This window comes from Pedobacter cryoconitis (genome assembly GCF_014200605.1).
GTDB classification, from domain to species: Bacteria; Bacteroidota; Bacteroidia; order Sphingobacteriales; family Sphingobacteriaceae; genus Pedobacter; species Pedobacter cryoconitis_B.
The window spans coordinates 400032-414218 of sequence record NZ_JACHCE010000002.1; the positions used below are offsets into that span (position 1 = coordinate 400032).

The 14187-nt window shown below is 39.3% G+C and carries 12 protein-coding genes; 8 read left to right on the plus strand and 4 right to left on the minus strand.

The genetic code is table 11. The features are described from left to right. Positions 1 to 37 precede the first annotated feature (37 nt). From HDE68_RS07815 to HDE68_RS07825, 3 genes are all read right to left on the minus strand, one after another. Entirely contained in the window at positions 38 to 697 is a 660-nt protein-coding gene (locus tag HDE68_RS07815) for an HD domain-containing protein (RefSeq protein WP_260171693.1), read from the minus strand. Positions 698 to 721: 24 nt separating this feature from the next. Next, the gene (locus tag HDE68_RS07820; protein WP_183880676.1) at positions 722 to 982 is read right to left on the minus strand and encodes a helix-turn-helix domain-containing protein; all 261 of its coding nucleotides are present in this window, start codon (positions 980 to 982) and stop codon (positions 722 to 724) included. Positions 983 to 1224: 242 nt separating this feature from the next. Then, on the minus strand, positions 1225 to 2445 hold the full coding sequence (locus HDE68_RS07825; RefSeq protein ID WP_183880678.1) for a class I SAM-dependent RNA methyltransferase: 1221 nt from the start codon (positions 2443 to 2445) through the stop codon (positions 1225 to 1227). 71 nt (positions 2446 to 2516) lie between these two features. Here HDE68_RS07825 and HDE68_RS07830 point away from each other — a divergent pair, with 71 nt between their 5' ends. The 4 genes from HDE68_RS07830 to HDE68_RS07845 all read left to right on the plus strand — a co-directional run bounded on the left by HDE68_RS07830 (position 2517) and on the right by HDE68_RS07845 (position 7861). After that, positions 2517 to 2885: a DUF3127 domain-containing protein gene (locus tag HDE68_RS07830; RefSeq protein WP_183880680.1), complete on the plus strand. Its 369-nt coding sequence runs from the start codon at positions 2517 to 2519 to the stop codon at positions 2883 to 2885. Positions 2886 to 3034: 149 nt separating this feature from the next. Beyond that, complete coding sequence (locus tag HDE68_RS07835; RefSeq protein WP_183880682.1) at positions 3035 to 4861, plus strand: sensor histidine kinase; 1827 nt, start codon at positions 3035 to 3037, stop codon at positions 4859 to 4861. A 1-nt stretch (position 4862) separates the two neighbouring features. Then, complete coding sequence (locus HDE68_RS07840) at positions 4863 to 5558, plus strand: response regulator transcription factor (RefSeq protein WP_183880684.1); 696 nt, start codon at positions 4863 to 4865, stop codon at positions 5556 to 5558. A gap of 47 nt (positions 5559 to 5605) precedes the next feature. Beyond that, positions 5606 to 7861 (plus strand): helix-turn-helix domain-containing protein, encoded by a 2256-nt coding sequence (locus tag HDE68_RS07845; protein WP_183880686.1) that lies wholly within the window; start codon positions 5606 to 5608, stop codon positions 7859 to 7861. A 39-nt stretch (positions 7862 to 7900) separates the two neighbouring features. Here the strand turns inward: HDE68_RS07845 and dapF are convergent, their stop codons facing one another. After that, positions 7901 to 8710, minus strand: a complete 810-nt coding sequence (gene dapF, locus HDE68_RS07850) for a diaminopimelate epimerase (protein WP_183880688.1) — start codon at positions 8708 to 8710, stop codon at positions 7901 to 7903. Between the two features lie 189 nt (positions 8711 to 8899). Between dapF and HDE68_RS07855 the strand changes: the two genes are divergently transcribed. From HDE68_RS07855 to HDE68_RS07870, 4 genes are all read left to right on the plus strand, one after another. Next, positions 8900 to 10432, plus strand: coding sequence for a Do family serine endopeptidase (locus tag HDE68_RS07855; RefSeq protein WP_183880690.1), 1533 nt, complete (start codon positions 8900 to 8902; stop codon positions 10430 to 10432). 156 nt (positions 10433 to 10588) lie between these two features. Beyond that, positions 10589 to 11332 (plus strand): succinate dehydrogenase cytochrome b subunit, encoded by a 744-nt coding sequence (locus HDE68_RS07860; RefSeq protein WP_260171694.1) that lies wholly within the window; start codon positions 10589 to 10591, stop codon positions 11330 to 11332. 29 nt (positions 11333 to 11361) lie between these two features. Next, positions 11362 to 13341: a fumarate reductase/succinate dehydrogenase flavoprotein subunit gene (locus HDE68_RS07865; RefSeq protein ID WP_183880692.1), complete on the plus strand. Its 1980-nt coding sequence runs from the start codon at positions 11362 to 11364 to the stop codon at positions 13339 to 13341. 23 nt (positions 13342 to 13364) lie between these two features. Next, positions 13365 to 14135 (plus strand): succinate dehydrogenase/fumarate reductase iron-sulfur subunit, encoded by a 771-nt coding sequence (locus HDE68_RS07870; protein ID WP_068404143.1) that lies wholly within the window; start codon positions 13365 to 13367, stop codon positions 14133 to 14135. Positions 14136 to 14187 lie beyond the last annotated feature (52 nt).

The window sequence follows — 14187 nt, forward strand, 5'->3', positions numbered from 1 at the left end:
ATTTGCTAACAAATATAGTATTATATTACTAACTATTTTAGTTTAAACCTTCCCATTCTGCATAAAAATGATCCAGATAGAGCAGCATGAACTCATGGCGCTGTGCGGCAAGTTCTTTACCTGCTCCAGTTTTCATCAGATCTTTTAGACGCAGCAATTTTTCATAAAAGTGATTGATTGTAGGCGCTGTAGAATTTTTATAGGCTTCTTTGCTCATATTCAGGTCGGGCTGAATTTCAGGGTCATAGAGTACTCTGTTTTTGAATCCGCCATAAGTGAAGGCCCGGGCAATTCCGATAGCACCTATGGCATCCAGGCGGTCTGCATCCTGTACAATGTCCAGCTCCTTAGAAGAGAATTCTATTTTGCCAAGACTTGCTTTATAACTCAGGTTTTTAATAATCTGCTGTACCTGCAAAATAAGTTCGTCAGCAATGTTTATTGTTTTTAGGAACTCACCTGCAATCCTGGGGCCTATTTCTTCATCCCCGTTATTGAATTTACTGTCTGCAATATCATGTAATAATGCAGCAAGAGTAACAATAAGCAGGTCACCGCCTTCTTTCGCGTTGATGCTTAAAGCTGTTTTATAAACCCTTTCGATATGAAACCAGTCGTGACCCGCTTCCGCTCCTTCGAGCGTTTTTTTGACGAAGCTGATCGTTTTTTCTTTAATATTATCCAAGTCCATTTGCATGAAACAAAGATATTATATTCCCGGTTATTCGGTTAACTGATTCAGATTAACACCGTGGCTATGATCTACGACAATAAGCTGCATAACTTTAACGTCAAGTACAGCTGCAATCTGGAACAGCCTCTCTACAGTAAGTTTGCTGTAGCCCAGTTCAATTTTGCTATAAGCATTCTGAGAAATTGCCAGCTTGGCGGCAAGGTAATCCTGAGTATAATTTCTGAACTCTCTGATTTTTCTAATATTAGCTGCTACAATTTCCGGTTTTAAATCCAGGACATCTTTCATAATTGTAAGTTAAGCGTACATAATGCCTAACTAACGTAAATTAAGAATGCGCGGATTTAGAATTGAAAAATATATTCCTGATGGGGGTATAGGAACGTATTTGACGTATAAGTTCAGGCTATATAAGTCCTTTATGTTGAGAGGGGGTTGAAAGGGTCATTGACCCTTTCAACCCCCTCTCAACATAAAGGACAATACGACCAAAATAGGTCTCTGATAGGATTGCCTGTTTTAAAAACAGGTTAGTCTTCTGTATTTTCCGCTTTAGGCGTCTGTGGCTTAGGCTGAGGTCTTTCTTCTTCAGCTCTGCGGGTACCATCATACAATTCATATTCCATCATACGGCAATCTAATTTACCATTATAGAATTCAACTTTGCGTGATGCTTTTAAGCCGATTTTCTTAGCCAGATCAGGATTACCAGTGAAAATATAACCACTATAACCTTTACAGTCTTTCTTTAAGAAGTCACCGATACGTTTATAGGTAAGTTCAAGCTGAGAGTGAACACCTAAACGCTCGCCATATTCAGGATTAAATACAACGACACCTTTTCCACCTTCAGGAACCTGTGTGTCTGCGAAATCACAAACTTCAAATGTGATTAAAGTATCTACGCCAGCTGTCTGCGCGTTTTTACGGCTCACTTCAACTGCATCTTCAGATAAATCTGTAGCGACAATCTGCAGCTCAATATTTTTAATAACCTGTTCTTTAAGAATCCTGCGTTCAGCAAAGAATACTTCTTCGTCATAACCGATAACATGCATAAAGCCATAGTTCATACGAAATAAACCAGGTCTTCTGTTTGTTGCGATTAAAGCCGCTTCAATTGCAAGCGTTCCGGAACCGCACATCGGGTTGATAAATGGTGATTTCTGATCCCAGTTTGTACTCATCACCACCCCTGCAGCAAGTGCTTCGAGCATAGGTGCTTTTCCAGGGATTTTACGATAACCGTGTTTAGCTAAAGTTTCTCCCGAAGTATCTAAGAAAATATCTGCTTCGTCATCTTTCCAGTACAGGTGAACGACAGTTTTATTCGCATCTGAACCTGAATTCGGACGCATTCCTTTTTTATCTTTTATTCTGTCAACGATAGCATCCTTAACTTTTAAATTGGTAAAAAGAGGGGTAGTTATCGTTGGGTTATCTACGTTAGAAGTAACCGAGAAATAGCCCGAAAAATCAATCAGATCTTCCCATGGCATATCTACCAGTTCGCGGTATAATTCTTCGGGATTATTGACTTTAAAGCTGTTTAAACAGTATAAAATCTGACTCGCACATCTTAAGTTTAAATTCAGTTTAATACACTCAGTCAGCGTGATATTCAGCTCAACCCCGGTAGGGAAATCCCTTACGATTTCATAGCCAAGCGCTTTTACCTCTTCTACCAAATAAGGAGAAAGTCTTTTGTTACAGGTTAAAATAACCTTACTTTTGTTGTGGAAAACTTGCATAATTATTGTGCTAAGTTATCAATAATAATATAGAGATTTGAACTAGTCAATAGAATAAAAGAGTTATTGTTATGGAATTAAAAGGAAAAGTGCACGAAATTGGTGCATTACAGCAGGTGAGTGAGACTTTTAAAAAGCGTGATCTCATTATTGAATATGCAGAAAACCCAACTTATCCTGAATATATCAGGTTCGAGGCTTTACAAGATAAAACTGCTTTATTTGATAGCTTAAAAACTGGTGATGATGTTGAGGTTTCATTCAATCTTCGCGGTCGTCCGTGGACAGATAAAATGGGAAAAGTTTCTTATTTCAATAGTTTAGTAGTTTGGCGTATCAATGCATTGACTAACAGTGCAGCTGCGGCTTCTACTCCACAATATGCTCCACCTGCAGATTTAAACAATGCACCAGGTGAAGAAGATGATTTGCCATTCTAAGAGATCTTTTTACAGAAAGCAAATGGTATAAAATTGCCGGGAATCAGTTCCCGGCAATTTTTTTTTGCCCCCGATATTAAACCACTCGTGTTAAATATTGTTAAAATAGAACTTATTGCTTCACTCTTCCTTATTTTTGATTCCAATAAATGAAGAAAAGAAGTCTTTGGCTGATTACTGCCCTGATGACCATAGCTTTGCTTGGCGTGTTTGTAATGCAATTGTATTACATCAGGGAAGCCTACAGGCTTAAATCCCAGCTTTTCGAACAGGAAGTAAACCAGGTATTAAGTTCGGTAGCCGATAAAGTCCAGCGTTTAAATGCCGTCAATCATATCAATAAAAAAGGTCTGGAATGGCAGATTAAATTAGAAAATCAACGCCGTGACCGGACGCGTCAGCTGATAGATCTGGATCAGAAGTATAAAGAAGAAGAGCGTAAAAGAAAGTATGATCAGCGAAAACAGATGATTGATGAACTTAATTATCAGGATGCTATGATCAGAAAAATGTATCTGAGCCCTACAATCATTTCTGAAACTGATTTTTACAACCTGGCCAACCAGGAAAGTACCCCTTTAAATGTAGATGTGAACGTTGGTTTTGATGCAAACCTGAATATGATTGGAAGTAACGTGCAAAAGACTTTCAAACTCGGTTCTGCTAAAACCTTTGATATAGAACCTAAAAAATTACCTGATAGCATCCGTTACCTCGTATACAGCCGTTATGACAGCCGGCCTTTAAGGGTTTCTCTGCCTAGTCTGAACGGAGACATGCGCATCAAATTCAAGGTAGAAGATGAAATTGCTGCCAGAAGAAGAAACCATGCTTTAAAAGAATTACAGGCAGATACAGTCCGCTTACTGGATGAACGTAGTTTTAGTGTAGTAGAAGCAGCAGCTAAAGAGATGAGCCAGATTGCAGTCCCCTTAACTGACCGGGTTTCAAAAGCAACGCTGGATACTTTGCTTCGTGCAGAGCTGATCAATAAAAATATTGACCTGGCTTATAATTTCTGGCTCAAAAGTACGGTAAATGATTCTGTGCTGTTTCGTAAAGTATCTTCTGTTTCTGGAGAGATGCTGCCTGCCAATACCTATAAAACAACACTTTTCAGTAATGATGTGATCCGGGATCCGGGCATGCTGTATATTAACTTTCCTGACAAGAATACTTTAATTTTTAACAATCTTAGCGTAACAATGGCCTCGTCCGCAGGACTATTAATTGTGTTGATTTCTATCTTTTCTTATACGCTTTATGCCATATTAAGACAGAAAAAAATTGCGGAGATGAAAACGGATTTCATTAATAATATGACCCACGAGTTCAAAACTCCTGTTTCCACAATTATGATTGCCAGCGAAGCACTGAGAGATCCTGATATTCTGGAAGATAAAACCAGGATAGGCAGACTTGCAGGCATTATATATGATGAAAATGTGCGTCTGGGTAATCATATCGAGCGTGTGCTGAGTATCGCCAGGCTGGATAAAAAGGAATTGAAGTTAGAGGCAGAAGATGTCGATATGAATGAGCTGATTGCCGCTGTAGCAGACAGCATGAGTTTGCAGCTGCAAAAAAGGGGTGCTGTTTTAACTTTAAACCTGGACGCTGTTTGTCCGGTAGTTACAGGAGATGAGCTGCATTTATCAAATGTAATCTATAACTTAATAGATAATGCAAACAAGTATAGTCTTGAAACGCCTCAGATTATAGTCACTACAAGAAGTACGGGTAAAAGTCTTTTTATAGATATAGAAGATAAGGGTATAGGAATGACAAAAGAACAGTGTAAGCGTGCTTTTGATCAGTTTTATAGGGTCCCTACTGGTAATTTACATGATGTAAAAGGGTTTGGGCTTGGCTTAAACTATGTTCTGGACATCGTTACACAGATGAACGGAACAATTAAGGTAAAAAGTGAAAAGGATAAAGGAACAGTATTTGAAATAATTATACCGCTGAAATAACATGAAAAAAATTCTATTAGTCGAAGATGATCCTAACCTGGGAATGCTGCTGCAAGATTATTTACAGCTAAAGGGTAAATTTGATGTCGTGTTATGTGTAGATGGCGAAGAAGGCCTGCGTACTTTTAATAAACAGGCTTTCGATTTATGTATTCTGGATGTGATGATGCCTAAAAAAGATGGTTTCGCATTGGGTAAAGAGATCCGGAAAGTCAATGAAAATATCCCTATTATTTTTGCTACTGCAAAAGCAATGATGGAAGATAAAGCTTCTGCCTATGATCTGGGGGGGGATGATTATATTACCAAGCCATTCCGGATAGAGGAGCTGCTGCTGAGGATTAATGCGTTATTGAAACGTGTTTCTGCTAAGGAAACCAAGGTTACTGAGCCTGTTCAGTCTCAATTCCAGATAGGCAGTTATACTTTTGATTATACCACACAGCTGATTCAGCATAACGGCCAGCAGCAGAAACTTTCGACTAAAGAAGCGGAGTTATTACAACTGCTTTGTTTAAAACAAAATGCAGTGCTTACACGCGAAGAAGCTTTGCTAAGTATCTGGCATGATGATAATTACTTCAACGGAAGAAGCATGGATGTTTTCCTGAGCAAGCTCCGTAAGTATTTAAAAGAAGACCCAAAAGTGGAAATCTTAAATGTACATGGCAAGGGCTATAAACTTTTGATTAATTAGTTTCTAGAAAGCTTTAGTACCTTTGCTTTTCAAAATTGGTACAAGATATGTCTGAATACAACCCTGCTGAGATAGCGGCTAAATTTATCAATTATACTTCCCGGCACATTTTCCTTACGGGGAAGGCTGGAACCGGGAAGACTACTTTTTTGAGAAATTTAATTGAGCTGACGCATAAAAAGGCAGTTATTGTGGCGCCTACAGGTATTGCCGCAATTAATGCTGCAGGGGTAACTATTCATTCACTTTTTCAGCTTCCATTTGGTACCTATCTGCCTAAACAGCCTGCAGCTGAGCCTGTTAATCAGCAGTATAATACGCCAAGATCTATTGTTCGTCATTTACAGATGAACACCACTAAAAGAAGAATATTTCAGGACCTTGAATTATTGATCATTGATGAAGTGAGTATGCTGCGTGCAGATTTACTGGATGCAATTGATATGGTGCTACGTTATATCAGAAAAAATAACGCGAGTTTTGGCGGGGTACAGGTTTTGTTTATCGGAGATTTACATCAGTTACCTCCGGTAGTTAAATCTAATGAATGGCAGCTTTTAGGCGAATTTTATCAAAGTGTTTATTTCTTTGATGCGCATGCCTTACATCATCATCCGCCAGTATATATAGAGCTGGAGAAAATATACAGGCAGGCTGATTCTGTCTTTATTAATTTATTGAACAACCTGCGTAATAATGAGATTACAGCAGAAGATATCACCCTGCTGGATAAATATTATAAAGCTGGATTTGAACCTGCAAAACAAGATAAATACATCACACTGACCACCCATAATCAGCGTGCAGATACTTTAAATAAGAAAAGCCTGGAAGAACTGGGCGGGAAGTCTTATTTTTTCAAAGCTACTGTTGAAGATGAATTTTCTGAAAATTCTTATCCTGCCGAAAATATACTGGAGCTAAAGTTGGGTGCGCAGATCATGTTTATTAAAAATGATCAGAGCGGGGAACGCCGTTATTTCAATGGTAAGATTGCAACGGTTATCGGGCTTAGAGAGGATGGCATAGAAGTAGAAACAGAAGGGGAACGGGAAAAGATTATTCTGGAGAAGTTCACCTGGAAAAATATAAAATACACCAACCATAAAGTTACCAATGAAATTGAAGAAGAAGTAATCGGTAAATTTATCCAGTACCCAATCAAGCTGGCCTGGGCAATTACTGTCCATAAAAGTCAGGGTTTGACTTTTGATAAAGCAATCATTGATATTGGAAATGCTTTTGCGCCCGGACAGATTTATGTAGCACTTTCACGTTTGCGTTCACTGGACGGCCTGGTGCTGACCTCTCAGATTTCAAGAATAGGGATCAAGCAGGATCAGAATGTAGCGCTGTTTTCAAAAAATAAACAGCTGGAAGAAGAACTGAATACTCAGATTAAACAAGAAAGTGAGGCCTTCCTGAAAAGTTATCTGCTTACTTGTTTTGATCTGACTCCGCTTGATAACTATGTTTATGAACACGTTCATTCTTACAGCAAGGATATCAATAAATCTGCAAAGCAAAAACATGTGAAATGGGCGCAGCAGTTGCTAAAAGATCTGAGTGAGATCAAAGCAAATGCGAATAAATTCCTTGCGCAAATCCAAAGATTAAGTAATGACCAGTCTGAAGAAGGGCTTGCCAGTTTGCTTTTGAGGACTACTGCTGCAGAGAATTATTTTAATCCGCTGATTCTGGATCTTTCTAAACGGATCTTTGACCGGATGGAACTGGTTAAGCAGGATAAGCAGGTAACGGCTTTTCTGACTGAACTGCTGGAAATGGAATCACTGTTTTATGAACAGTTCAAAAAGATAAGAAAAGCAACCGGGTTATTACAGGCCACGATCAACGGGACCGATTTTACAAAGACTGATGTCGGTTCTTTATTGAATCAGAAAGAACGGGAGGCACAAATGAAAACGGTTTATGCGATGCCGAATAAACTGGATTTTACAGCTAAAAAAGAAAGAACTAAAAAACCTGCTGCTGTTAAAGCGCCTAAAGAGGATACTAAAGTTGTTTCTCTGCAGTTGTTTCAAAAAGGAAAGAGTATTACTGAAATCGCTGAGGAGCGAAAGATGGTTATAGGGACTATAGAAGGGCACCTTGCTCATTATGTAGCTTTACAGGAGATTTCTGCTAAAGATATCCTGGGCCGTAAAAAGCTGGAAAGTATTCTGGAGGCTATTAAAGAATTGAAAACAATGAGTCTTGCACCGATCAGGGATCATTTAGGCAAGAGCTTTACTTTCGGTGAAATCAAGATAGGCATTGCTGCCCATCTTGCTGAAAATTAGCTGGTGTCCGGCAGGAATTAAATCCGTCCTGCCTTAAAATTATTTAATGTTTCCTTCAAAAACCAGTTCTGCAGGACCGCAAAGAAATACGTCTGTGAATTCTTGACCGTCATAATTGAAACTTACCCGGAGATTTCCTCCCAAGACTTCTATTTCAGTCACCTGTTTTCCGGTTTTTCCGTTGTGTTTCGCTATCGCAAGTGCAACTGCGGTTACTCCGGTGCCACAGGCAAAAGTTTCATCTTCTACACCCCGTTCAAAAGTGCGGACAAACAGATGATCGCCTTTGTCTTCTGCAAAATTTACATTGATGCCATTTGCTTTATAGGTAACATTATTGCGGATTGCTTTACCTTTTTCATAAACATCCATTTCTTTGAGTCCGGTAACCTGTTCCACATAATGCGGAGAACCAGTATTCAAAACATAGGCTGATCCATCAATACTGATGTCACGAACGTTAATCATTTGCAGGTCTACCCAATTCCCCTCAGCTGTAATTTTGGCATAATGAGGACCGTCTACTGCCAGAAAGTTAGTCTCATTGTCAATGATACCCAGGTGTTTGGCGAAGGCTACAATACATCTTCCTCCGTTTCCGCACATGCTGCCTAAATTTCCATCTGCATTAAAATAAAGCATTTCAAAATCGTATTCCGCATGGTTTTGCAAGAGCATTAAGCCATCGCCCCCTACGCCAAAACGCCTGTCACACAATTGGTGGACAATATTATTATCCTTATATTCAAATGTTTGACTACGGTTGTCTATAAGAACAAAGTCGTTTCCTGCTCCCTGGTATTTATAGAAATGAGGTTTTAGCGGGTCAATGGATTGGATATTTAACATTTTTTAACAATTAAGGGATGCTTGGGTGACACAAATATCGTTCTATTGGTATTAAATTTGACTTGTTTGATAAAAGAAATTAAATTAACACACAAATGAGACCTGTATGAGCTTATTTTGCTCAAATTAAAGAATAAACCTAAGCCCATGCAAGCTTCAACACCATTAAAATAATAAATTAACAAACTGATGAAAAAAATAGCATTGATAGTTTTAGCTGCATTCATTGGAGGTGCAGTAGCAATTGGCGGTTATAAAATGTTAGAACGTAATACGAGCGGAATGACACTGGCTGAAAAGCAAAATGTTCTTTTTGCAAGTAATCCATCAAAAATCTCCTCTACAGGAGCGGTAGATTTCGTACAGGCTGCTGCTGCGGTTTCCCCGGCAGTAGTACATATCAGAACAACTTTTAAATCGGAAGGTTCAGATGGAGGCTCAGGTTCTCCAATGGATATGATGGAAGAGTTTTTTGGTGGCCGTGGCGGCAGAAGATCACGTGCACCAAGAGCAGCTTCTGGTTCAGGGGTAATTTTGACGCCTGATGGTTATATCGTTACCAATAACCACGTGGTAGACAATGCAGAGAAAATACAGGTAGTTTTATCTGATCGCCGCAAAGTTGACGCTAAGGTAATTGGCAGAGACCCTAATACAGATCTTGCTTTAATTAAAGTGGATGCTACAGATTTACCAGTGGTAAAAATGGGTAACTCGGATAATGTTCAGGTAGGTGAATGGGTATTGGCAGTAGGTTTCCCTTTAGACTTACAGACTACGGTAACAGCTGGTATTGTAAGTGCGAAATCACGTGCAATCGGTATCTTAAACAGAGATCAGCAACCTACAGAAGAAGAATATGAAGAGTATCAGCGTACTGGTAAAGCACCTGCAAGAACAAATAGCGCGATAGAATCTTATATTCAGACTGATGCGGCAATTAATCCTGGGAACAGTGGTGGTGCATTAGTAAACGCTAACGGTGAGCTGGTTGGTATCAATGCAGCAATTGCTTCTCAAACTGGTACAAATGAAGGTTATGGTTTTGCGATTCCGGTAAATCTTGCTAAAAAGATTCTGGAAGACTTTAAGAAATACGGAAGTGTAAAACGCGGTTATGTAGGCGTTACTTTCCAGGAACTGAATGCTGATGCTGCAGATAATCTGAAGATCAAAGATATTTCAGGTTTATATGTAAATGACGTGATGCCAAATGGCGGTGGTGCAGCAGCAGGAATCAAAAAAGGTGATATTATCAAAAAGGTAGAAGGTAAAGAGGTATTTGCATCTCCGGATCTGCAAGAAAAAATAGGTCGTATGAGTCCTGGTGATAAAGTGCAACTGACTATTTCAAGAGATGGAAAAGAGCAGAATGTCAATGTAACTTTAAGAGGCGATGAAAGCATAAATAAAGCTAAAAGTGCTTATGCTGCAAAAACAACAGGAACAACAATGAGCAAATTAGGTGCTTCATTTGCACCTGCTTCACCTGAAATTAAAGCTAAGTTTGGCGCTAAAAATGGAGTAGTTGTAACTGCAGTTGAACCAGGTAAAGCCTTTGATAACCTGGATATCCCTAAAGGATTACTGGTAACCAGCATTAATGGTAAACCTGTTAACAGTGCAAAAGATGTGGAAGCAGCATTACCAACTTCTAAAAACGGAAAAACGACTGTTTCGGGAGTTGGACCTAATGGAAACTATACTTTCAGCTTTAACTAATCGTTCAGAGTTTAAAGATTTTATAACGGGGGGCAGTGACAATTGCTCCCCGTTTTTTTATGCCTTCTAATTCGTGTGAATTGTACAATAACCCCTTAAAACCATAAAACTTAGAACGTTTCTAAATAGTTTATTTATTGATTTTAACTGGAATTCTTGTATAAATTAAGTCATTTATTAAATACTTTTGCAGGAATAGAACTCAAAAATATAAATCTAATGGCTAGTTTCGGAAACGCTTTTTCCTCGTCTATAGGAAAAAAACTAATAATGGGTATCACCGGCCTGTTTCTTATTTTATTTCTAATTGTGCATTGCTTTATCAATTCGTTGATATTTCTGAATGACGGTGGATTAACATTTAATATTGGTGCTCACTTTATGGCAACTAACTGGTTAATCAGAGGATCTGAAGTTATCCTGATGGCTGGTTTGCTTTTACACATTGTACAGGGCCTTCGTCTGACTTTCCAGAATCAGGCTTCCCGTCCGGTAAAGTATGCTGTAAATGATGGAAATGCAAATAGTAAATGGTATTCCCGCTCTATGGGATTATTAGGGACATTATTGCTGATCTTTTTGATTGTGCATTTATCTAATTTCTGGGTAGTATCGCGTTTTACAGGTATCCCGACTACAGATTCAAATGGACATGAAGATTTGTACGCTGTAATGAGAGAGACTTTTCAAAATGTTTGGATCGTGGTTTTATATGTCCTTGCAATGGCTTCATTAGCTTACCATTTATTACATGGTTTTGCTTCTGCATTCCAGACATTGGGCTGGAACCACAAGAAGTACAGTCCGCTTATTAAAGGATTTGGTGTATGGTATTCAATTATCATCGCTATACTTTTTGCAGCTATGCCGATTGCAGTGCATACAGGACTTATTAAATAAAATTTCGAACGTATAAAACGCTAAATAAAATGGCAGATTTTAATGCAAATATACCGGAAGGGGAACTGACCGTGAAATGGACTAAACTGAGGTCTTCAATGCCTCTGGTTAATCCGGCAAATAAAAGAAGTATAGAAATTGTAGTAGTAGGTTCAGGACTTGCAGGTGCTTCGGCAGCAGCGACCCTGGCTGAAATGGGATATAAAGTTAAATGTTTTTGTTTCCAGGATTCACCTAGAAGAGCGCACTCTATTGCGGCTCAGGGTGGTATCAATGCGGCAAAAAATTATCAGAATGATGGTGACAGTGTTTACCGTTTATTCTACGATACCATTAAAGGTGGTGATTACCGTGCCCGTGAAGCTAACGTTCACCGTTTAGCTGAAGTGAGTGCAAATATCATTGACCAGTGTGTGGCTCAGGGTGTTCCCCTGGCCAGAGAGTATGGTGGATTACTGGATAACCGTTCATTCGGTGGTACCCAGGTTCAGCGTACCTTTTATGCTGCCGGACAAACTGGTCAGCAATTGCTTTTAGGTGCATACTCTGCTTTAGAGCGTCAGATTGGTATGGGTAAGGTGGAGATGTTTACCCGTCACGAAATGCTTGAAGTTGTTAAAATTGAAGGTAAAGCACGTGGTATTATTGCACGTAACTTAATTACAGGTGAACTGGAACGTCATTTTGGTCATGCTGTATTGTTAGGAACAGGTGGTTACGGAAACGTATTTTACCTTTCTACCAATGCCATGGGAAGTAACGTGACTGCTGCCTGGAAAGCGCACAAAAAAGGGGCTTTCTTTGGTAATCCTTGTTTTACCCAGATCCACCCTACGTGTATCCCGGTATCAGGAGATCACCAATCTAAATTAACCCTGATGTCAGAGTCGTTACGTAATGACGGACGTATCTGGGTTCCTAAGAAAAAAGACGATCAGCGTAAAGCAACCGATATTCCGGAAGACGAAAGAGATTATTATTTAGAACGTCGTTATCCTGCTTTTGGTAACCTTGTACCACGTGATGTGGCTTCAAGAGCTGCTAAAGAGCGTTGTGATGCAGGTTATGGTGTGGGTGTTTCCAAACTTGCTGTATATCTGGATTTCAAAGCAAATACAGAGCGTTACGGACGTATTGAAGCTTCAGTGCACAATATCCACAATCCGGATAAAGAAACCTGCATGCGTTTAGGACGTGACGTGATCAAAGAGAAATACGGAAACTTGTTTGACATGTACAAACAAATTACCGGTGAAGATCCTTACGATTTACCAATGCGTATTTATCCTGCGGTTCACTATACCATGGGCGGACTTTGGGTAGATTATAACCTGATGACAACTGTACCGGGCTTATATGCTTTAGGTGAAGCTAACTTCTCAGACCATGGTGCTAACCGTTTAGGTGCTTCTGCTTTAATGCAGGGACTTGCGGATGGTTACTTTGTGATTCCTTATACTATTGGTTCTTACATCTCTAAAGAATTGGCGACTAAAGCAATTCCTTTAGATCACCCTGCATTTGTAGAGGCAGAGGCCAGTGTTAAAGCTATCCTTGATAAATTCATCTCTATTAAAGGATCTAAATCTGTAGATTTCTTCCACAAGAAATTAGGTAAAATCATGTGGGAAAAATGTGGAATGGCCCGTAATGCAAAAGGACTTTCTGAGGCGATTGTTGAGATTCAGCAGTTGCGTAAAGAATTCTGGTCTGATTTACGTGTTCCAGGTTCAATAGATGAGTTCAACCCTGAATTAGAAAAAGCTGGCCGCGTGGCTGACTTTATTGAGTTAGGTGAGCTGATGTGTATTGATGCATTAAACAGAAATGAATCATGCGGAGGTCACTTCAGAGAAGAATATCAGACTGAAGAAGGTGAGGCTTTAAGGGATGATGAAAACTATGCTTATGTATCTGCATGGGAATACAAGGATGATGTGAAATTTGAACTTCATAAAGAAGAATTGAAATTCGAAAACATCAAAATTGCACAAAGAAGTTATAAATAATCTAGTACTAAAATCTCAATACCATGAGTACAGGAAATATGAATTTAACGCTGAAAATCTGGCGTCAGAAGAATAACAAAGCCAAAGGTAATTTGGTAGACTATAAAATATCAGAAATTTCTCCTGATATGTCTTTCTTAGAGATGTTCGACGTTTTAAATGAGCAGCTAATTAATAAAGGTGAAGAACCGGTTGTTTTCGACCATGATTGCAGAGAAGGTATTTGCGGTGCATGTTCAATGTATATCAACGGAAGACCACATGGACCAAAAGAGGGTATTACTACCTGTCAGCTGCACATGCGTTCTTTCAAAGATGGCGATACCATTGTTGTGGAACCATGGAGAGCAAAGGCTTTTCCGGTAATTAAAGATTTAACCGTAGATCGTACTGCATTCGATAGAATTATTGCAGCAGGAGGGTTTATTTCAGTAAATACGGGTAATGCACAGGATGCAAACGCATTGCCAATTCCAAAGTTTCAGGCGGATTTGGCTTTTGAGGCTGCGGCTTGTATTGGTTGTGGTGCTTGCGTGGCTACCTGTAAAAATGCTTCAGCGATGTTATTTACTTCTGCTAAGATCTCACAATTAGCGTTATTGCCTCAGGGTCAGCCAGAACGTTACCGTCGTGTACAAAGTATGGTTGCGCAGATGGATGCAGAAGGTTTTGGTAACTGTACCAACACAGGTGCCTGTGAAGCTGAATGTCCTAAAGGAATTTCTTTAGAAAACATTGCGAGAATGAATAGAGACTTTTATTCAGCAAAATTTGTTTCTGAGGAAGAAGTTTAATAGATTTAGACAACGAGACAAGGATTTAACACAAAACCCCGGCTATTTTAGC

What these genes read in the sequence shown, in the direction of transcription:
- HDE68_RS07815 (WP_260171693.1), bottom strand. Translation starts at nt 697, where the DNA reads ATGCAAATGGACTTGGATAATATTAAAGAAAAAACGATCAGCTTCGTC.
- HDE68_RS07820 (WP_183880676.1), bottom strand. Translation starts at nt 982, where the DNA reads ATGAAAGATGTCCTGGATTTAAAACCGGAAATTGTAGCAGCTAATATT.
- HDE68_RS07825 (WP_183880678.1), bottom strand. Translation starts at nt 2,445, where the DNA reads ATGCAAGTTTTCCACAACAAAAGTAAGGTTATTTTAACCTGTAACAAA.
- HDE68_RS07830 (WP_183880680.1), top strand. Translation starts at nt 2,517, where the DNA reads ATGGAATTAAAAGGAAAAGTGCACGAAATTGGTGCATTACAGCAGGTG.
- HDE68_RS07835 (WP_183880682.1), top strand. Translation starts at nt 3,035, where the DNA reads ATGAAGAAAAGAAGTCTTTGGCTGATTACTGCCCTGATGACCATAGCT.
- HDE68_RS07840 (WP_183880684.1), top strand. Translation starts at nt 4,863, where the DNA reads ATGAAAAAAATTCTATTAGTCGAAGATGATCCTAACCTGGGAATGCTG.
- HDE68_RS07845 (WP_183880686.1), top strand. Translation starts at nt 5,606, where the DNA reads ATGTCTGAATACAACCCTGCTGAGATAGCGGCTAAATTTATCAATTAT.
- dapF (WP_183880688.1), bottom strand. Translation starts at nt 8,710, where the DNA reads ATGTTAAATATCCAATCCATTGACCCGCTAAAACCTCATTTCTATAAA.
- HDE68_RS07855 (WP_183880690.1), top strand. Translation starts at nt 8,900, where the DNA reads ATGAAAAAAATAGCATTGATAGTTTTAGCTGCATTCATTGGAGGTGCA.
- HDE68_RS07865 (WP_183880692.1), top strand. Translation starts at nt 11,362, where the DNA reads ATGGCAGATTTTAATGCAAATATACCGGAAGGGGAACTGACCGTGAAA.
- HDE68_RS07870 (WP_068404143.1), top strand. Translation starts at nt 13,365, where the DNA reads ATGAGTACAGGAAATATGAATTTAACGCTGAAAATCTGGCGTCAGAAG.